16 protein-coding genes are annotated in these 18,443 nt (G+C 70.6%); 9 read left to right on the top strand and 7 right to left on the bottom strand.

The features are described from left to right. Positions 1–145: 145 nt before the first annotated feature. The 4 genes from glf to ACFWCK_RS00140 are packed head-to-tail and all read left to right on the top strand — an operon-like array spanning position 146 to position 4,921. Complete coding sequence (gene glf, locus ACFWCK_RS00155) at positions 146–1,282, top strand: UDP-galactopyranose mutase (RefSeq protein WP_378804004.1); 1,137 nt, start codon at positions 146–148, stop codon at positions 1,280–1,282. Continuing rightward, the gene (locus ACFWCK_RS00150; protein ID WP_378804003.1) at positions 1,279–3,348 is read left to right on the top strand and encodes an acyltransferase family protein; all 2,070 of its coding nucleotides are present in this window, start codon (positions 1,279–1,281) and stop codon (positions 3,346–3,348) included. Before glf ends, ACFWCK_RS00150 begins: the two co-directional genes overlap by 4 nt. 38 nt (positions 3,349–3,386) lie before the next feature. Further along, positions 3,387–4,181: an ABC transporter permease gene (locus ACFWCK_RS00145; protein ID WP_233310578.1), complete on the top strand. Its 795-nt coding sequence runs from the start codon at positions 3,387–3,389 to the stop codon at positions 4,179–4,181. Beyond that, on the top strand, positions 4,181–4,921 hold the full coding sequence (locus tag ACFWCK_RS00140; RefSeq protein WP_378804002.1) for an ABC transporter ATP-binding protein: 741 nt from the start codon (positions 4,181–4,183) through the stop codon (positions 4,919–4,921). The genes ACFWCK_RS00145 and ACFWCK_RS00140 overlap by 1 nt, the downstream gene beginning before the upstream one ends. A gap of 67 nt (positions 4,922–4,988) precedes the next feature. Here ACFWCK_RS00140 and ACFWCK_RS00135 read toward each other — a convergent pair whose 3' ends face one another. The 4 genes from ACFWCK_RS00135 to ACFWCK_RS00120 all read right to left on the bottom strand — a co-directional run bounded on the left by ACFWCK_RS00135 (position 4,989) and on the right by ACFWCK_RS00120 (position 9,374). After that, positions 4,989–5,594 (bottom strand): hypothetical protein, encoded by a 606-nt coding sequence (locus ACFWCK_RS00135; RefSeq protein WP_378804001.1) that lies wholly within the window; start codon positions 5,592–5,594, stop codon positions 4,989–4,991. Then, positions 5,594–6,568, bottom strand: a complete 975-nt coding sequence (locus ACFWCK_RS00130; RefSeq protein WP_378804000.1) for a glycosyltransferase family 2 protein — start codon at positions 6,566–6,568, stop codon at positions 5,594–5,596. Before ACFWCK_RS00130 ends, ACFWCK_RS00135 begins: the two co-directional genes overlap by 1 nt. A gap of 107 nt (positions 6,569–6,675) precedes the next feature. Continuing rightward, entirely contained in the window at positions 6,676–7,971 is a 1,296-nt protein-coding gene (locus tag ACFWCK_RS00125; RefSeq protein WP_378803999.1) for an O-antigen ligase family protein, read from the bottom strand. Then, a complete protein-coding gene (locus tag ACFWCK_RS00120; RefSeq protein WP_378803998.1) occupies positions 7,968–9,374 on the bottom strand; it encodes an O-antigen ligase family protein in 1,407 nt (468 codons plus the stop codon). The genes ACFWCK_RS00125 and ACFWCK_RS00120 overlap by 4 nt, the downstream gene beginning before the upstream one ends. A gap of 211 nt (positions 9,375–9,585) precedes the next feature. Between ACFWCK_RS00120 and ACFWCK_RS00115 the strand changes: the two genes are divergently transcribed. From ACFWCK_RS00115 to ACFWCK_RS00105, 3 genes are all read left to right on the top strand, one after another. After that, positions 9,586–9,903, top strand: coding sequence for a WhiB family transcriptional regulator (locus tag ACFWCK_RS00115; protein WP_082076464.1), 318 nt, complete (start codon positions 9,586–9,588; stop codon positions 9,901–9,903). 203 nt (positions 9,904–10,106) lie between these two features. Next, positions 10,107–13,274: a glycosyl transferase gene (locus ACFWCK_RS00110; protein ID WP_378803997.1), complete on the top strand. Its 3,168-nt coding sequence runs from the start codon at positions 10,107–10,109 to the stop codon at positions 13,272–13,274. Then, positions 13,271–14,671, top strand: a complete 1,401-nt coding sequence (locus ACFWCK_RS00105; RefSeq protein WP_378803995.1) for a DUF5719 family protein — start codon at positions 13,271–13,273, stop codon at positions 14,669–14,671. Before ACFWCK_RS00110 ends, ACFWCK_RS00105 begins: the two co-directional genes overlap by 4 nt. 36 nt (positions 14,672–14,707) lie before the next feature. On the opposite strand, the gene ACFWCK_RS00100 is transcribed toward ACFWCK_RS00105, so the two are convergent. Continuing rightward, positions 14,708–15,154, bottom strand: a complete 447-nt coding sequence (locus ACFWCK_RS00100) for a hypothetical protein (protein WP_378803994.1) — start codon at positions 15,152–15,154, stop codon at positions 14,708–14,710. A 126-nt stretch (positions 15,155–15,280) separates the two neighbouring features. On the opposite strand from ACFWCK_RS00100, the gene ACFWCK_RS00095 reads away from it, so the two are divergent. Next, positions 15,281–15,487, top strand: coding sequence for a DUF3499 family protein (locus ACFWCK_RS00095; protein WP_233310587.1), 207 nt, complete (start codon positions 15,281–15,283; stop codon positions 15,485–15,487). Positions 15,488–15,553: 66 nt separating this feature from the next. Here ACFWCK_RS00095 and ACFWCK_RS00090 read toward each other — a convergent pair whose 3' ends face one another. Then, on the bottom strand, positions 15,554–16,402 hold the full coding sequence (locus tag ACFWCK_RS00090; protein ID WP_378803993.1) for an RDD family protein: 849 nt from the start codon (positions 16,400–16,402) through the stop codon (positions 15,554–15,556). Between the two features lie 16 nt (positions 16,403–16,418). On the opposite strand from ACFWCK_RS00090, the gene ACFWCK_RS00085 reads away from it, so the two are divergent. Beyond that, positions 16,419–17,411: a stage II sporulation protein M gene (locus tag ACFWCK_RS00085; protein WP_378803992.1), complete on the top strand. Its 993-nt coding sequence runs from the start codon at positions 16,419–16,421 to the stop codon at positions 17,409–17,411. A gap of 141 nt (positions 17,412–17,552) precedes the next feature. Here the strand turns inward: ACFWCK_RS00085 and ACFWCK_RS00080 are convergent, their stop codons facing one another. After that, positions 17,553–18,329, bottom strand: a complete 777-nt coding sequence (locus ACFWCK_RS00080) for an aquaporin (RefSeq protein WP_378803991.1) — start codon at positions 18,327–18,329, stop codon at positions 17,553–17,555. Positions 18,330–18,443 lie beyond the last annotated feature (114 nt).

Here is an 18,443-nt window from a genome sequence, read left to right as displayed (position 1 = left end):
CATTGTGCGCGATCGGACGCGCGGAGCGCTCGATCGCGCCCGAAGCACGCCGATCCAGGCAGAACGGAGGGAATCCCCGTAGGCTTGGAGTGTTTTGCGATCGCTCCCGATGCTCGCAGAACCGGATCGTCTAGAAGGGCAGGGGATGGATCTCCTCATCGTCGGGTCGGGTTTCTTCGGCCTCACCATCGCCGAGCGGGCCGCGGCCGCGGGCCGCAAGGTCACCGTCATCGATCGCCGCCATCACATCGGCGGGAACGCCTACAGCGAGGACGAGCCGACCACGGGCATCGAGGTGCACCGGTACGGCGCGCACCTCTTCCACACCTCGAACCCGACCGTGTGGGAGTACGTGAACAGGTTCACGACCTTCACGAACTATGTGCACCGGGTCTACTCGACCCACCGCGGCGAGGTGTACCCGCTGCCGATCAACCTCGGCACGATCAACCAGTTCTTCCGCGCCGCCTACACGCCTGACGAGGCCAAGGCCCTCATCGCGGGACAGGCGGGCGAGTTCGACGCGCACGAGGCGAAGAACCTCGAGGAGCGCGGGATCGCCCTCATCGGGCGTCCGCTCTTCGAGGCGTTCATCCGCGACTACACCGCCAAGCAGTGGCAGACCGACGCCAGAGAACTGCCGGCTTCGATCATCAGCCGTCTGCCGGTGCGCTACAACTACGACAACCGCTACTTCAACGATGCGTGGGAGGGGCTGCCCACGGACGGCTACACGGCGTGGCTGGAGCGCATGGCGGACCACCCCAACATCGAGGTGAAGCTGAACGTTGACTTCTTCGACGAGGAGCAGCAGCTGAACAAGCGGTCGACCGTCGGGCAGCTGCCGATCGTGTACACCGGACCCGTGGACCGCTACTTCGACTACGCCGAGGGGGAGCTGGGCTGGCGGACGATCGACCTCGAGCAAGAGGTCCTCGACGTGGGCGATTTCCAGGGCACCAGCGTGATGAACTATCCGGATGCCGATGTGCCGTTCACGCGCATTCACGAGTTCCGGCACTTCCACCCCGAGCGCGCCGATCGGTACCCGACCGACAGGACCGTGATCATGCGCGAGTTCTCGCGGTTCGCCGAGCGCGGCGACGAGCCCTACTACCCGGTCAACACGGCGACCGATCGCGAGGGCCTCCTCGCATACCGCGAGCTCGGCAGGGGGGAGCGGGGCGTCCACTTCGGCGGACGCCTCGGGACCTATCAGTACCTTGACATGCATATGGCGATCGGATCCGCCCTGTCGATGTGGAACAACCAGCTGGCATGACGGTAGACGCAGAATCCCGACGGGCCCACCGGGCGGCGGCGGCGCGACGCCGCGCCGCCGCGAACTCGCAGGCGCCCGGCTATCGCCGCGACATCGACGGACTCCGCGCCGTCGCGATCCTTCTCGTCGTCGTGTACCACGTGTGGATCGGGCGGGTGTCCGGAGGCGTCGACGTCTTCCTGATGATCTCCGCGTTCTTCCTCACGGGGTCGTTCGTGCGCGCGATGCAGGCGGGAAGGCCGCTCGCCGTCGGCTCCTTCCTGCTGAGCCGGTTCCGCAGGCTCATGCCCGCGGCGTCGGTCGTGCTGGCGGCGACACTGGGCGCGTGCTGGCTGCTGTTTCCGCAGACCGCCTGGCCCCGGCTGTGGAAGGAGGGATGGGCATCCCTCGGCTACGTGCAGAACTGGGTGCTCGCGATCGACGGGGTGGACTACTACGCCCACGACTCCGCCCTGGCCTCTCCGTTGCAGCACTTCTGGTCACTGTCGGTGCAGGGACAGGTCTTCGTGCTGTGGCCGGTGCTGTTCCTGCTCGGAGCCCTGCTGGTGCGCTGGACGAAGAAGTCCCCGACGGCGGTGATGGCGTGGGTCTTCGGCCTGGTGTTCGCGGTCTCGCTCGCCTTCTCCATCTGGGAGACGGCGGATCTGCAGACCTTCGCCTACTTCGACACCCGTGCGCGGCTCTGGGAGTTCGCGGCGGGTTCGCTACTGGCGCTCACCGTTCCCCGCCTCCGGGTGAACCGCCTGCTGCGGGCGGTGCTGGGATGGATCGGGCTGATCGGCGTCGCCGTCTGCGGAATGGTCATCGACGTCCGTGGCGGTTTCCCCGGGTACCTGGCGCTCTGGCCGATCTTCGCCGCAGCGCTGGTGATCGTCGCCGGAACCCGTCCGAAGGGCGAGCACCCCGAACTCGGAGAGCTCGGCCCCGGCCGTCTCCTCGCGACCCGTCCTGTGCTGTTCCTCGGACGCGATGCCTATGCGCTGTACCTGGTGCACTGGCCGGTCCTCATCCTCTGGCTGAACGTGCGGGAGCGCCCCGAGGCATCGTTCCTCGATGGTCTGGGCATCATCGCGATCTCGCTGGTGCTCGCCCGGCTGGTCACCGCCTTCGTCGAGCAGCCGCTGCGGCTTCCCGGCGGACAGCGCGGCTCGAAGTGGCGCAACGCCGGTGTCATGCTCCTCTGCGTCGGGATCGTGGCTGCGGTCCTCGTGCCGTGGCAGCAGATCACGACCACGACGGTCACGGCGCAGCAGGCGACGCACGTCGACGAGTACACCGGAGCGATGGGCGGCGATACGGCGGGCGATGGCAAGGGAGTCCCGGTGATTCCGGTCCCCGGTGACGAGGACGGCCGCTGGGCGAAGCTCGACGGACCGTGCACCGGGCGCTTCGCCTCGGATCAGCCCGAGGTGCAGGAAAGCTGCACGCAGACGATGAACGCTTCGAATGCGAAGCATCTCGTGGTGGTCATCGGGGACTCGCACGCGAACGAGTTCGCGGGAGCGCTGCAGCCGGTCGCCAAGGAACGGGACTGGGGGATCGTCATGCTGATGCGGCCGTGGTGCTCGCTCGACAAGCACGAGGAAGGCACTGAAGCCGATGGATACTGCGGCGGCTGGCAGCGCGCCGCGTTGGACAAACTGATCGAGATCCATCCGGATGCGATGTTCACGATCGTGACCGCGGCCGCCCCGGACAGCCCGGACGAGCGCGTGATCAACGGTATCGACGAGGTCATCGACGAGGTCACCGCGGCGGGGATCCCCCTGTTCGGCGTGCGGGACAATCCGCGCACCAGCAAGTACAACTACTGGGAATGCGCGGTCAACAAAGAGCCCTGCGACTTCCCGCTCTCCGGCGCGCTCGCCGAGACCAACCCTGCGGCATCGCTGGGCGACCGGATCGGTCTCGTCGATTTCACCCCGTGGATATGCCCGAACGGAACCTGCTACACGGAGCTCGGACACGTCTCGGTCTACCTCGACAACAACCATCTCAGCTTCCCGTTCGTCAAGACCCTCGCGCCCGCTCTCGACCAGCAGCTCGGCGACTTCCTGAAGCCGTGACGCAGGGACGATCATCGACGCCGCCTAGACTCGGATCCGTGAGTCACACGACGGCCGGCGCACCCGGAACGCCCCGGCGCTACTTCCACTCGCTGTGGCTGCTGTCGGCTCGCGACCTCCGCGTCCGGTACGCGACGAGCGTGCTCGGCTACCTGTGGTCGGTCCTGGATCCGCTGGTCATGAGCGCGATCTACTGGTTCGTGTTCACGCAGGTGTTCCACCGCGGTCAGGTGGGGGAACAGCCCTACATCGTGTTCCTCATCACCGCACTGCTGCCCTGGGTGTGGTTCAACACGGCGGTGGGGGAGTTCACGCGCGCCTTCAAGAAGGACGCGCGTCTGATCCGCTCCACGGCGATCCCTCGGTCGATCTGGGTCGTGCGCGTGATCCTCACCAAGGGACTGGAGTTCGCGTTCGCGATCCCGGTGCTCGTGCTCTTCGCGGTGTTCGCCGGGGCGAAGCCGAACTGGTCGCTGCTGCTGTTCCCGGTCGCCATGATCTGGCAGACCGTGCTGCTGATCGGCCTCGGACTGCTCGTCGCGCCGCTGTGCGTGCTGTGGGCGGATCTCGAGCGCACGACCGCGCTGATCCTGCGTGCGCTGTTCTACGTGTCTCCCATCATCTACGGCTTCAAGGACCTGCCGCACCAGCTGCACATCATCGGAGCGCTGAACCCGCTGTCGGGGATCTTCACGCTTTACCGCGTCGGGCTGTTCCCGGGGCAGTGGCAGCCGGAGCCGGTCATCATCGGCGCCATCGTGACGGTGATCTTCCTCGTCCTCGGACTGTTCACCTTCCGCTCGCTCGAGCGCGACGTGCTGAAGGAGCTGTGATGACCGAGCAGCAGTCCGCGATCGAGGTCGACGGTCTCGGCGTCCGGTTCCGGCTCGGCCGGCGCGGCCGGCGCAGCTTCAAGGACCTGTTCGCGGGTAAGAAGCGGCGCAACCGTCCCGGCGAGTTCTGGGCGCTGCGCGATGTCTCCTTCCGCGTGCGGCAGGGCGAGGCGATCGGCGTGGTGGGTCGGAACGGCCAGGGCAAGTCCACGCTCCTGAAGCTCGTCGCCGGCGTCCTCCTCGCGGATGAGGGGCAGGTGCGCGTGCACGGCGGCGTGGCACCGCTGATCGAGCTCACGGGCGGTTTCGTCGGCGACCTCACCGTGCGCGAGAACGTGCGACTGACCGCGGGCCTGCACGGGATGGGCCGCGCCGAGGTCACCGCGCGCTACGACGACATCATCGACTTCGCCGAACTGGAGAAGTTCCAGGACACCCCCTACAAGCATCTCTCGAACGGCATGAAGGTGCGCCTTGCGTTCTCGGTCGTGTCCCAGCTCGAGGAGCCGATCCTGCTCGTCGACGAGGTGCTCGCGGTGGGGGACAAGGCGTTCCGGGACAAGTGCTATCAGCGTATCGACGAGCTGCTCGCCGATGGGCGCACGCTGTTCTTCGTCTCGCACAACGAGAAGGACCTGCGCCGGTTCTGCACGCGTGGCCTGTATCTGAACAAGGGCGGGCTCGTGCTGGACGCGCCGATCGACGAGGTGCTGGACCGCTACAACGCCGACAACGCGTGAAACGCCGCCGGCCACGACGGAGCGATGCGCCGACGGGAGCGGCGGCGAGCCGACGGATCGGGCTCGATCAGAGGCCCACGAGCGAGCGCAGCTGACCGAGCGCCGCACGAGCGTCGGCCAGGGGGCCGGACGGGTCGGATCCGCCGGCGTAGGCCGAGCGCAGCGACTGCAGCGTGGACGCGTAGGCGCTGACGGACTGGCCCCACTGCGTCGCGATCGAGGACGGCGCGGGCTGGCCCGCGAGGTTCTGCGCATCGTTCTGCAGCGAGTCGACGACCTGCACCGCCGCGTCGCCGCTCTGGTTCTGCACCAGATCGAGGCCGGTCGACCCGTCGTCGAGGCGCGGCTGCACCTGAGTGCGGAACTGGTCGACGGACGGATCCGGCACCGGAGGGGGAGCGGTCTGCGGCGTCGTCGGCGAGGTGGTGGGCGCGCCGCTGGGGCCGGTCGTCGACGTGGGCGAGGCGCTGGGCGTCGGGGTCGCGGTCTTGGTCGTCGTGGGTCTCGCCGTCGGCGAGGGAGTGCCGTCGTCGCGCGGGATAAGGAAAAGCACCACGACGGCCGCCACGATCAGTACCGCGATGATGAGTCCGACGATCAGAGCGATGCGACCACCGCGCTTCTTCGGCTCCTCCGGGAAGATCCAGACCGCCTCGGGCTTCTGCTCGCTCATCAGTCCTCCAGGGCCGGCATCGGGCGCCAGCTGTGGTCGCGGCCGATCTTCCCGCCATCCCGCAGCCCGCGGAACAGGTTGCTGGTGCCGCGCACGGTGCGCTCGACGAACACCAGGCGGATGAGCTCCTTGGCGAAGGTCATCGAGGTGCCGAGGCCGAACAGCACCGGGTTGTACACGTCGTGCGCGCGGTAATAGTGCTTCAGATAGGCGCGGTTGCGCATGATGTAGTAGCGGTAGGCGTTGCTGGACGCGTTCATGTGCCGCACGCCCATGTCCCACTGCTTGATCTCGCGGGTGCGTCGCAGCACGAACTCGTCCACGATCACGGCCTGGGTGCGCCGGGAGGCGAGCCAGCCGTACATCTGGTCGTCCCAGTAGATGAAGAACCGGGGATCCGGCAGGCCGATCTCCTTGACGATCGAGCGGTGGATGAACATGCCCTCGAAGCAGCCGCTGTTCATCGGCTTGAAGCCCGTGGCGTCGAAACCGGCGGGGGCGAACGGGATCGGGATGCCCATGCGCTCGGCGATCCGGTACTGCCAGTAGAACGCGCTGCCGTCGTAGTCGTAGCGGCGCCCCTGGATGCTCTTGAACCGCGGCGCCCACGCGCCCATCCTGGCCAGGCCGTCCGGCAGCACTTCGACGTCGTCGTCCATCATCCAGATCCACTCGGAACCCAGCTCGTACGCGGTGCGCATGCCCTCGCTGAATCCGCCGGATCCGCCGGTGTTCGTCTCGAGGCGCCGGTACACGATCTCCGCGTCGATCCGCGAGCGGTAGGAGTCCACGACGTCCGTGGTGTCGTCCGAGGACGCGTTGTCGATGATGACGACCCGCCCCGGCTTCGGATCCATCTGCACGATGCTGTCCAACAGCCCCGTCAGCAGGTGCGAGCGGTTGTAGGTGACGACGACGATCGTCGCGGTGGCCGGGTCGAAGCCGGCGGCGGCGTTCTGGGGGTCAGGGGTCACAGATGTCGCTCCAGAGAGGTTGGGGAGGCCTCCAGCCTACCCGCGGGACTTGGGCAACCCTGCGAACGCGTGCGCGCGCCACGCGCGTCCGGCCCCGCCGCGGTGTCTCAGTGATCCGGCAGCGGCGTCGAGCTCGTCTGCACGGCGTCGATGTTCTCCCGCCAGGACCGCGACTGGCCGGCGCGCAGGGCGCACAGCACGAGCAGGAACCATCCCGCGCCCACGATCGTGAAGCTCTCGAAGACCGAGTCGACGGCGAGTGCGACCAGCACCAGCGGCGCCCATGCGTAGACCACGGAGCGCCGCACGCTCGCGACCAGCCAGGAGCGCACGAGCGCGATGCCGCCGAGCAGGCAGAACAGCAGGAGTCCGCCGGCTCCGACCTGCAGGAGGACATCGAAGTACGCGTTCAACGCGCTGCCGTGGTGGTCGTTCGTGAAGTAGTTGATCGAGTTGAACGGGTACAGCGCGTCGCTCCACAGACCGAACCAGCCCCATCCCTGCGCCGGCCGCTGCTGCACGTAGGTGAGCAGGTTGCTCCACAGTTCGACTCTGATGTTGAAGTCGCTGCCCGCGTCGAGGAGGGCGATGATCCGGCTCCGGAAGATCGCCGCCGTGGCGAGCGCGGCCAGCACCACCCCGCCGATCGCCCACTGCAGGGGGCGCCGTCGTGCCACCGGAGCCTGGCGCACGATGACCAGTGCGACGCTCGCCGCGCCCACGACGGCCGCGAGCACGAGCACGGTCGGGGAGGCGGAGAAGAGCGCCAGGAAGCCCGCCAGCACGACCGACGGGATGGCGATCGCCGCCGACAGCGACTGAGATCGCCACTCCACGACGAACGTGATCACCGCGATGACGGCGATCAGGCCGAGCATGTTCCGGGTGCCGAACAGGCCCTGGATCGGACCCCCGGCGGCGATCTCGCCCTGGATGCCCAGGAAGTGGAACGGCATGTCCAGCAGGATCCCGCTCATGATCTCGGCGACCAGCGATGCGCCGAGCAGGATCCGCAGCGCATCGCCGAGCGCGCGCACGGTCTGCAGAGTATCGCGGATGTGTCCGACGACGACCGCGATCACGGCGTACCCCGCGAGTGCTGCCCAGGCCTTCAACGTCGACGTCGAAGCCGTCGACCACACCGCGCTCGCGAGGGTCCACGCGAGGAAGGCGAGCAGCGTCGACGGAGCGATCCTCAACGGGCTGAGCTCCTCGCGGCGCACCCACAGGATCCCGATGCCGATCACGCAGAGCACGGCGATGATCGTGTTGAGGGTCAGCGACGAGGTGAACGCCGAGATCGCGAACGATCCGAACACGCTCAGCAGCGCGCAGGTCGTGTAGGCGCGCGCCATCTCGACCGAGGCGAGGGTCCTCGCCAGGCGCCGCCGCGGAGTGGTCATGCCGTCTGCCGGCGCGACTGCGGCGGCGCGCCCTCGCCGGGTCCGGAGCCCACGAAGGGTGAGATCTTCATCTTGAACGACAGCAGGATCAGCAGCAGCCATCCCCACAGCATGATCGGCGTCGACTCGGCCATGCCCAGCACGAGCAGCATCCCGGCCAGCACTGTCGGCAGCAGCGACAGCGCCGCGTAAGGGCGGTCCTGTACGAGATCCCAGCGGGGGCGGTCGACCGCGAAGAACCATGCGCGCCACGCGAACGCGAAGAACGCGACCGCGATCAGCAGCACGCCGACGACGCCGAGCTGGAGGAACACGTCGAGCCACATGTTGTGCGCCATGAACACGGTGATGCGATGGTCGATGATCCAGTCGTGGAACGCCGGATCCCACGGCACCCAGGGAGAGGAGAATCCGTTGCCGAAGACCGGGCGGTGCACGGCGCGCTCCCAGACCTTGCGCCAGATCTCCAGGCGTCCGGTGAGGTCGGAGGACTTGCCCAGGGCGCCGAACACCACGCCTCGGGCGAACCAGACGGCGGCCGCGCCCGCGACGGCGACCGCCGTGAACAGCGCGTACATCCGGGTGCGGGCGCTCGGTGTGCGCGCCCGCCGCATGAGCAGGGCGGCGCCCAGCACCAGCACGCCGACGGCGAACGACGCGTACGCCGTCGCGGATCCGGCCCGGAGGAAGAAGAACGCGGCGAGCACGATCCAGATCAGCAGCGCGGGCCGCCGCCGCGCACCCTGCGCGTACAGCAGCGCGAAGACGACCAGAGCGAAAGCGCAGAGGATCCCGAGCGTGTTCGAGTTGCCGACGATGCCCTGCACCCGGCCGCCGTCGAACAGGTCGCCGCGCACCCAGTACCAGTGCGGATCCGGCTTCCCGGCCGGCAGGTTCGAGAAGAACGGGAGCAGCGGATGCCGCAGCACCAGGGCGACCCACAGCTCGAGCAGCAGCGAGAGACCCAGGACCCACTTCAATGCGCTCGAGAGGGCCCGCACGATCTCGTGCCAGCTCAGCGTGAAGGCGATGAACAGGGCGACGACGGTAATCGCCGCCTGCAGCGTCCAGGTGAGCAGCGTCGCCCAGGGCCAGCCGGACCAGAACACCGACAGCAGGGCGAGCGCGGTGTAGCCGAGCGCCGTCCAGGGCATCCGCCGCCACGGGAAGCGGGCGGGACGCGCCAGTGCGATGCGGGGGATGGCGAGCCCGAGCGTGCCGAGCAGCAGCACGCCCAGCACCACGGCCGCGCCGTCGACGCCGAGCAGATTGAAGACCGCCGTGTGCGCGAAGACGGAGAAGAGCAGCAGCACGATGTGCGCGCGCAGCAGCAGATGCCGGGTGGATTCGCGTGCCGGAGCGCTCGGCGGGGGAGCCGTGGAGAGTCTGGAGTGCTGCGCCATCGTGCTTCAGAGTACCGCCCGCACCTCGGCGCGCCGTCGAGCGCCACCGGTCTCCGACACGCCGGGGCGACACGCCGAGGAGGCCGAAGAACGTTCAACGCGAGCTTGAGGGTTTACGATCCGCGACTTGACCAGGGCGAATGACACGGGTGTAATTAGTAATGCAACGCGGCCCGCGGGGCACCCGGGGGGAAACGAGGGAGAGGGCGACATGACGGCATACCGATCAGACGTTCCCGACGACTGGTTCGTCGATCCGGTCCAGTTGGGGGTGCCGGGCGTCCGCCGCCCGACCGAGGGCGATGACAATGCACTCGCGTGGCAGAGCGACGCGCTGTGCGCGCAGACCGACCCCGAGGCCTTCTTCCCGGAGAAGGGCGGCTCGACACGCGACGCCAAGCGCATCTGCACCACCTGCGACGTGCGGGGCGAATGCCTCGAGTACGCACTGAACAACGACGAGCGCTTCGGGATCTGGGGCGGCCTGTCGGAGCGCGAACGCCGCAAGCTCAAGCGCCGCGCCGGCTGACGCGCTTCGCCGGAACCCTGCGACCACCGCGGGGTATGTCGTCGGGGTGCGGATTCCCCTCGGCGACACCATGGTCGCGAGCCTGCGTCTCGTGACTGCGCACCTCCGAGGGAGGACGCGAGCGATGCATCTGCCGGAAAAACCGGGACGCGCCCACGTCCCACCCCGTCCTGCGGCGGCAGCCCGCTTAGGCTGACCCCGTCATGTCTGCCCGAGTTCACGCCGTCCTCGTCGCCCGTTCGGGTGCGACCTCCCTCGCGCGCCTGCTGCGCGCCCTCGACGCGCTCGCCGCGCAGACCCGTCGGCCGGATGCGCTGACGATCGTCGCGTGCGGCTCGTCCAGTGCCCTCCGTGGCAGCGCCCGCGTCGCCGAGGCCGCCGAAGCGGTGATCGAGACCAAAGCCTCCACGACATTGGCCGCCGCGGTGGCGCTCGCGCTGCCGCGCGTCGCCGAGGATGCGGCGCTGTGGATCCTCACGGAGGACTGCGCGCCGGCTCCCACCGCGCTCGAGCAGCTCGCGGGGGCGCTGGAGCGTTCGCCGGCGGCCGCGATCGCCGCTCCCAAGCTGGTGAGCGACGTCGATGAGCACCGCATCGCGTCCTTCGGGCAGAGCATGACACGTCTCGGTCGGGCCGTGGACCCTGCACGGGGCGAACTCGACCAGGGTCAGCACGACGGCATGGACGATGCGCTCGGCGCCGATGTGCGCGGGCTCCTGGTGCGCGCCGGTCGCGGGCTGCGCCCCGATGCCGGTCTCGGCGGCCGCGACGAGGGGCTCGACCTCGGCATCCGCGCGCGCCTCGCCGGAGGCCGCCTGGTGCTCGCCGCAGGGGCGAGGATCTCCGTCGACGACGGCGCCGAGGCCGAGGGCACGGCGGCCGACGCCTTCGCCCGCCGACGCGCGCAGCTGCACCGTCGCCTGAGCTACGCACCTGCGGTGGCTGTGCCGCTGCACTGGCTCTCGCTGCTTCCGCTCGCACTGTGGCGCTCGATCACGCATCTCACCGGCAAGCGTCCCGCCGCCGTTCTTCCGGAATGGGGGGCGGCCGGCGTCGCGATGGTCTCAGGATCGGCCGTGGCGCGCTCCCGGCGGGCGATCCGATCCGAACGCAGCGCCAGCTGGGCGAGCATCGCCCCGCTCCGGATCACCAGGGCCCAACTGCGCCAGCGTCTCGACGACGGACACGGCACCGAGGCGGGCGTGCACGAGGAACTCGGCTTCTTCTCCGGCGGGGGCGCCTGGGCCGTCCTCGCCGCGCTGGTCGCGGGTGTCGCGCTGTTCGCCTCGTTGCTGGCCTGGCCCGCCCTCGGGGGCGGCGCCCTGCTGCCGTTGCGGCAGACCGTCGCCGCGCTGTGGCGGGACGCCGCATACGGCCAGCGCGGTTTCGGGGTCGATGTGGTCGGCCCCGCGGATCCGTTCTCGGGCGTGCTGGCCCTGCTCGGCTCGCTCTGGCCGGGATCCCCCTCCTACGCCCTGCTGCTGCTCTGGGTCGCGGCCCTGCCGCTCGCGGTGCTCGGCGGCTGGTTCGCCGCCACCCGGATCACCGACAAGCCGGGGCTGCGGATCCTGGCGGGCGTGGTGTGGGCGCTCTCGCCCGCCTTCCTGATCGCGCTGGCGGAGGGGCGTCCGGCCGCGGTGCTGCTGCACCTGCTGCTGCCCTGGGTGTTCCACACCGCCCTCGTCGCCCAGCGCTCCTGGGGTGCTGCCGGGGCGGCATCGCTGATGACCGCCGCTGCGCTGGCCTGTGCGCCCTCGCTCGCGCCGGCGTTCGTGCTGCTCTGGCTGATCGCGATCGTGTGGCTGCTGGCACGACGCTCGGTGCGCGGTGCCGTGCGCATGGTCTGGGTCCTTGTTCCTGCCGTGGTCGTTTTCGCGCCGCTGGCGATCTGGCACGTCGCGCACGGATCGCTGTGGGCTCTGCTGTCGGATCCCGGTGCGATCGTCGCGGCGCCGCAGGCGACCGCGGACGCGGCGGGTCGGCTGTCGCTGCTCGCCGGGCTGCCGACGATGGACCAGGCCGGCTGGCCGGCGCTGCTGGGTGTGAAGGACGCGGCCTGGGTGCTCTGGTTCGCCGCTCCGCTGGCCGTGCTCGCGGTGTTCTCCACGATCACGCGTCGGTGGAGCGTCGGGATCGGATCCCTCCTGGTCGCGGCCGCCGGGCTCGCCACCGCGTTCGCCGCGGTCGGCGTCACCGTCGCCTTCGCGCAGTCGCAGGCCGTGCCGATCTGGCCCGGGTCCGGGCTGAGCCTCGCGTGGATCGGCGTGCTGGGCGGCGCCCTGGTGACCCTGGACTGCGCGATCACCCGTCCGGCCCTGCGCGGAGCCGCTGCGCTCGTCGCGGTGGCCGGGGTGGTGGTGTGCGCGGTGCCGACCGCGGTGTCGTTCGTCGCGGGGACGGCGACGATCCAGCGCGGCGACCTGACCACGCTGCCCGCATACGTGAACGCTCAGGCGCGGGCGGATCGCGAGCTCGGCACGCTGGTGCTCAGCGCCCAGCCGGATGGCGCGCTCGCCACCACAGTCGTCTGGGGCGCGAGTGCGACGCTCGGCGCGCAGGCCACGATCATCAACACGGCGACCTCCGTGCCCGGCAAGGACTACACCGAGCTGTCGGTCGATCTCGTCTCCGCGCGGCAGTTCGACGCGCCCAAGGCGCTGGGGGCGCTGGGTGTGCGCTTCGTGCTGCTTCAGGCGGCGTCCGAGAAGGAGACCTCGGCGGAGCGCGCGCTGCGCCTGCAGTCCGCGACGGCTCTCGACCAGCGCGCGGGCTTCGTGCGTGTGGGGGAGACGCCCCGGGGCGTGCTGTGGCGCATGGATGCCGAGCCTGCCGCGCGTGCCGAGCCGAGCGCCGCACAGCGGGCCACGGCGCAGCTCGTGGTCACGGTCGAGCTGATCGTGCTGCTCGCCGCGCTGCTGCTGTCGATCCCGACCCGTGCTTCGCGCCGGGCGGCACGATCGGTTCCGCGCGCGGTCGGCGTGCTGCCCGAGCGGGCTCCCCGCCCGGTCAGGCCGGCGCGTGAGCGCCCCGCCCGCGCCCCCAAGAAGCGCAAGGGGGCACCCGGGTCCGTGGTGATCCCCGGCGCGGTGGCGGACACCGGCGACGCGAGCATCGATGGTGCAGGGGCCGGTCCCGTGGTCGAGGCCCCGGCGCCCGGAGACGCTGAACCGGTCGCCGAGCCCGCAGAGGACGGAACGGGACTCGCGCCGGTCGAGACCGAGACGCCACCGGCCGATCCGGTGCCGGAGCACGATCGGACGCACCCGGATCCGTCCGCAGATGCGGAAGCCGATCCCGGACCTGATCCGCAGGAACCCGGATCCATCCCCGCCGACACGGCATCGGCGCCCGCGAAGGAGGCCGACGAATGAGCAGCAGGACCTCCGCGCGTCTCGTCGCCACCGGAGCCCGTCTGGTCGCGGGCGTCGTCGTGTCCGCGGCGTGCGTCGCCGGTGCGATCATCGCGATCCCGGCCGCCTGGCCGACGATCGCGCAGTCGCCGGCGCACTCGACCGTCAAGCCGGTGGCGGGCGACACCCTGCTCAGCTGCACCGGCTCGTTCCTGGCGCTCGGGCGCGACGCCGCGCAGGCGTCCCAGCTCAGCGTCGCGGGCACTCCTGCTCTCGTCAGCGGGGCCTCCGCGAGCGCGAACCTGACTCCGGGAGAGCTCGGCATGTCCGATGTGGTCGGCGCGAGCTCGGCGCCGTCGTTCACGGCCTCCCCGCAGGGCCGTGAACCTGCGCTGGCCGCGGCGGCCCAGTCCGTGGCCGTCTCCGCCGACGACCTCTCCGGCTTCGCGGCGTCCGCCTGCCGACCGCCCAGCATGGAGTCGTGGATCGTCGGCGGCGCCGGAACCACCGGTTCGAGCGACATCCTGCTGATCGCGAACCCGGGCGCGGTCACGGCGACGGTGACCTTCACCGAGTACGGCTCGTCCGGCGGCACGCACTCCTCGGAGCTCGTCGTGCCCGCCGGCACCCAGTCCACCGTCCCGCTGGTCGCGGGGTCGGCGGGGGAACGCAGCCCCGTCGTCAAGGTGACCTCCAGCGGTGCTCCGGTGCGCGCGGCGCTGCAGTCGAGTCTGATCCGCACGCTGGATCCCGTCGGCATCGATGTGCAGGACGCGATCGCGCAGCCGCAGAAGGACTTCTCTCTGCTCGGCGTGCGGGCCGTGGTCGGCTCGGACGACGACGACAACGCCTCGACGGCCGTGCGCCTGCTGGCTCCCGACGCCGACGCCACGGTGACGCTGCAACCGCGGAATGCCGCCAACGGCAGCAAGGTCGGCGAGCCGAAGACGGTGAAGCTCACGGCGGGCCAGGTCGGATCCGCCAACTTCTCGGCGCTGAAGCCCGGCCTGTATGCGATCGACGTGACCGCCAGCAACCCGGTGGTGGCCGCGGCCTGGCAGACCACGGGGTTCACCAAGGGATCCGACTTCGCCTGGATGACCCCGGCGCCGGCCATCACCGGGACCACGGCCTTCGCCGTGGCGGACGGGCCGGGGCCGCAGCTGCATCTGCAGAACGCGTCGGCTCAGGCGACCACGGTGGAGCTCACCCCGATCGACGGCGGAGCGACTCAGCGCGTCTCCCTGCAGCCCGATGGCGCCGCCACGGTCGCGGTCAGCGCGTCCACGACGTACTCGCTGTCATCGCCGACCGCGGTGCGCGCCGCGGTGGTCTACTCGGGCATCGGCAGGCTGGCCGGGTATCCGGTCTGGGCGACGGACGCCGCCGCAGCGCCGATCACGGTGTACCAGCGCTAGACGCCAGGGCCGGTCACCGCTGATCCGGAGGGCGCCTCACTCGTCGGTGTCGAAGCCGCGGGGATCCATCTCCCACGGCTCGCGTCCGATGTACTGCGCCGCCGCGCGGAACACGGCGCCCTCGATGGCGACGCGACGATGCGCGCCGTCGTCGTGACCGTGCTCGAGCAGTCGCTCGATGGGCACGCGGAACAGCACGATGCGCTGTGCCTCGGTGTCCACGAGCCAGCGCGGCAGGCCGTCCGGATCCGAGTGGGTGGGCATGGCGGCGATCTCGATGCGCACGGGGCGCAGATCCGGCCACATCGAGCGCAGCAGCTCGACCGCGGAGCCGACGTGCAGATCGAACGTGTCGAGCCGGCCGTCGAGCGGCGGCAGCGGCGGCCGCACCACGGAGCTGCGGCCGAGGCGGCCGTGCCGGCCGTGCCGGTCGCCGCGGCGCGCGGGGACCGCGCGGCGGGATGTTCCACGGGCACGGCGCATGCGGCCAGTCTAGGCGGCGACGGCGGCTCGGTGGCACCGCGCCCGCTCTGCCGCGGGACGGGCGGATCGGGCTCGCGTGCGCGCGGCATCCCGGTGCGAGCGGTGCGCGGTCGTAGCCTGAGAGGGATGTACGGACGACTCTGCTCCAAGGTGGGCTGCGCGCGCGAGGCCGCGGCGACCCTCACCTACGACTACGGCGACCAGATGGCCGCTCTCGGGCCGCTCGGCGCCGAGAACGACCCGCACGCCCACGACCTGTGCGCGATCCACGCCGAACGCCTCTCCGTGCCGGCGGGCTGGATCGTCGTCCGGCACGAGACGCTGCAGGCCTGACCCTTCGTCTCTCACGGACCGCCCTTCGCCTCGCGGCGCTCGCGCAGGGGGCCGGCGGGGCTGTGATCAGGCGCCGACGTCCACGCCGCTGAGCCGCTGCACGCGGGCATCGGCGAGTGCCAGCGCCCGTCGTTCGCGCTCCCTGCGCAGCACGGTCGCGGCCACGAGCACGGCTTCCGGTGCTGCGGCCGGCACCGGCGAGATGAACGGCATCGCCTCCGCGAGCAGTTCGTGCGCGATCCGCGCGCGGGCCGCGGGCATCAGCTGCGGCGCGCTGTCGAGGAACTGGGAGATGCGCCGCGCGAGTCGATCGGGCATGCGGGCGACATCCGCGATCGCCGCCCACGACTCCAGGCCCGGAGGCATGACCGGAACGCGCGCGGCCAGGCGCGGAGTGCGCACCTTCTGGCTGTAGGTGCCGGCGACGAGGTCTCCCAGGCGCTGCGATCGTGCGGTGAAGGCGGCGGTGAGGAACGCGACGGCGCCGAAGGTGAGGTAGGTCTCGAACACGCCGATGAGGGCGCGGATGAGGGCGTGTCGGAATCCGGCGGCACCGCCGTCGACGCGAACGATCCGCCCGCCCACGGCGAGTCTGCCGAGGCTGCGGCCGTGGGTGAGGGTCTCGATCGTGCACGGCACGATCACGAAGGCGGTGACCAGGGCCAGCACGGCGAGGATCCGGTCCAGGGCGGGATCGCCGAACGCGCCGAGCATCCAGTAGCGCACGGCGATGTAGCCGAAGAAGACCGCCCAGCTCAGGGCGGCGTCGATCAGGGCGCCCAGCGCACGGAAGAACAGGCCGACCGGCTGCACCTCGATCGCGACCGCCTCGCCCGAGAGCACCTCGTCGTCGCCGTCGAGCGCCATGCTCGAATGCGCGGCGCCCACCGCGTTCGAGGCGTTGGCATCCGACATGGGTACAGTAAAACACGTGGACGCCGACGCACTCGCCGATGCCAGGAGCCGCGAGTGGGCGCGCCTGGACGAGCTCAGCCGGCAGTCGCTCGACGGCGCCGGCGTCGACGAGCTCATCACCCGCTATCGTGCGGCCTCGGCGGATCTCGCCGACCTGCGCAGCTCGGTCGGATCCTCCCCGCAGAGCGCGTACGTCTCCACGATCCTCGCCAGGGCGCGGTTGCGGCTCACCGGCCAGGGGGAGAACGTGCTGCGCCAGACCGGTCGCTTCTTCACCCGGCAGCTGCCCGCGGCGCTCTATCGGCTGCGCTGGACCACGCTGGTCATCGCGCTCGCGAGCCTGGTCGTCATCGTCGGCGTCGCGATCTGGATCACCTCGGATCCGGCTCTCGTCGCGGCGCTCGGATCCAAGGCCGACCTCACGTACTACGCCGAACACTCGTTCACGGACTACTACACCGAGAATCCGGCCGCCGAGTTCGCCGGCATGGTCTGGACCAACAACGCCTGGATCGCCGCGCAGTGCGTGCTGCTCGGAGTCACCGGCATCTGGCCGATCATGGTGCTCATGCAGAACGCCGTGAACGTGGGCCTGGCGGTCGGGATCATGTTCGCGTTCGGACGCGGCGACGTGGTGGTGCTCTACCTGCTGCCGCACGGCATGCTCGAACTGACCTGCATCTTCGTCGCGGCGGCGGCGGGCCTGCACATCTTCTGGGCCTGGCTGGTGCCCGGGGAGCGCACACGCGGCGAGGCGCTCGCGGCCGCAGGGCGCTCGCTCGGTACGGTCGCGATCGGGCTCGTCTTCGCGCTCGGGCTCTCCGGTCTGGTCGAGGGCTTCGTGACCGGCTGGGGGCTGCCCTGGCCGGTGAAGATCGGGATCGGCGCGCTCGCGCTCGCGGTCTTCACCGGCTACATGCTGATCGTGGGTCGTCGCGCCCAGCGTCTCGGCGAGAGCGGCGATCTCGCCGAGTTCGAGGCCGGTACGCCGACGCTCGTGTCGGGCTGAGCACGCCGCGTTCGGGAGCCCTCCGGGCGGATCCGGCACCGGATCCGGCCTCTCCGTCGAGCGACAGACCGCGAAACCGAACCTGCGTCCCGAGACCGAGGTTCTTATCGCCGGTCTCGGGACGCAGGTTCGGTCTCGCGGTCAGTTCTGGGCGGCGGGGTTCGGCTGGTCGAACAGGGCGCGGTAGGTGAAGCCGGCGATCAGGGCGCCCAGGATCGGGAAGACCAGGAACACCCACAGCTGCGCGAGCGGGGCGACGCCGCCGTAGATCGCGGTGGCGAGCGACCGTGCGGGGTTCAGCGAGGCGTTGTCGATGGGAATGGTGGCGAGCACGCCCAGAGTCAGCATCAGGCCGATCGCGACGCCGGCGAACGGCGTGCCGCGCACGGGGTGGGTGACGCCCAGGATCACGAAGAGGAACAGCGCCGTGAACACGACTTCGGCGATGATCGCGGCCCAGACGCCGAAGCCGCCGGGGGAGAGCGCGCCCCAGCCGTTGCTGGTGAAGCCGGCATCCTGCGCCCGAGGCAGCCAGCCGTCCGGGCCGAACGTGCCGATCAGGGTGAGCACGGTCGATGCCACCACGCCGCCGACGCACTGCGCGACGACATAGGGACCGACGTCCCGCCACGCGATCCGCCCCGCGGCCGCCGCCCCGAGTGTGACGGCCGGGTTGAAGTGACCACCGGAGATCGGGCCGAAGGCGTAGACGCCGACGAGGACGGAGAGCCCCACGGCGAGCGCCACGGCGAGGTAGACGGCTCCCTGCGCGCCCGGGTCGGTGAAGTGGCTCGAGGCGAACAGGGCGGTGCCCATCGCTGCGGCCACGAGCAGGAACGTGCCGAGTCCCTCTGCGACCAGGCGCGGGGCGAGGGATCGTTCCGGAGCGGTCGACGCGTCGACGGGGGAGGGCGACATGGGGCTCCTTGCTCTCTGGCGCGCGGACCGCGGGCGCCGCTGTCCGTCAGCGACACTACCCGCCATGGTGCAGCGGGCATCGCAACGGCGACGGCCCGCCCCGGGATCGGGGCG

It is taken from the genome of Microbacterium sp. NPDC060117 (assembly GCF_042729315.1).
In the GTDB taxonomy this organism is placed as follows: domain Bacteria; phylum Actinomycetota; class Actinomycetes; order Actinomycetales; family Microbacteriaceae; genus Microbacterium.
The sequence above is the reverse complement of the archived record's forward strand: the minus strand, read 5'-3'. Positions and strand labels throughout refer to the sequence as shown.

What these genes read in the sequence shown, in the direction of transcription:
- ACFWCK_RS00110 (WP_378803997.1), top strand. Translation starts at nt 10,107, where the DNA reads ATGTCTGCCCGAGTTCACGCCGTCCTCGTCGCCCGTTCGGGTGCGACC.
- ACFWCK_RS00080 (WP_378803991.1), bottom strand. Translation starts at nt 18,329, where the DNA reads ATGTCGCCCTCCCCCGTCGACGCGTCGACCGCTCCGGAACGATCCCTC.
- ACFWCK_RS00095 (WP_233310587.1), top strand. Translation starts at nt 15,281, where the DNA reads ATGTACGGACGACTCTGCTCCAAGGTGGGCTGCGCGCGCGAGGCCGCG.
- glf (WP_378804004.1), top strand. Translation starts at nt 146, where the DNA reads ATGGATCTCCTCATCGTCGGGTCGGGTTTCTTCGGCCTCACCATCGCC.
- ACFWCK_RS00125 (WP_378803999.1), bottom strand. Translation starts at nt 7,971, where the DNA reads ATGACCACTCCGCGGCGGCGCCTGGCGAGGACCCTCGCCTCGGTCGAG.
- ACFWCK_RS00115 (WP_082076464.1), top strand. Translation starts at nt 9,586, where the DNA reads ATGACGGCATACCGATCAGACGTTCCCGACGACTGGTTCGTCGATCCG.
- ACFWCK_RS00120 (WP_378803998.1), bottom strand. Translation starts at nt 9,374, where the DNA reads ATGGCGCAGCACTCCAGACTCTCCACGGCTCCCCCGCCGAGCGCTCCG.
- ACFWCK_RS00150 (WP_378804003.1), top strand. Translation starts at nt 1,279, where the DNA reads ATGACGGTAGACGCAGAATCCCGACGGGCCCACCGGGCGGCGGCGGCG.
- ACFWCK_RS00100 (WP_378803994.1), bottom strand. Translation starts at nt 15,154, where the DNA reads ATGCGCCGTGCCCGTGGAACATCCCGCCGCGCGGTCCCCGCGCGCCGC.
- ACFWCK_RS00140 (WP_378804002.1), top strand. Translation starts at nt 4,181, where the DNA reads ATGACCGAGCAGCAGTCCGCGATCGAGGTCGACGGTCTCGGCGTCCGG.
- ACFWCK_RS00135 (WP_378804001.1), bottom strand. Translation starts at nt 5,594, where the DNA reads ATGAGCGAGCAGAAGCCCGAGGCGGTCTGGATCTTCCCGGAGGAGCCG.
- ACFWCK_RS00105 (WP_378803995.1), top strand. Translation starts at nt 13,271, where the DNA reads ATGAGCAGCAGGACCTCCGCGCGTCTCGTCGCCACCGGAGCCCGTCTG.
- ACFWCK_RS00090 (WP_378803993.1), bottom strand. Translation starts at nt 16,402, where the DNA reads ATGTCGGATGCCAACGCCTCGAACGCGGTGGGCGCCGCGCATTCGAGC.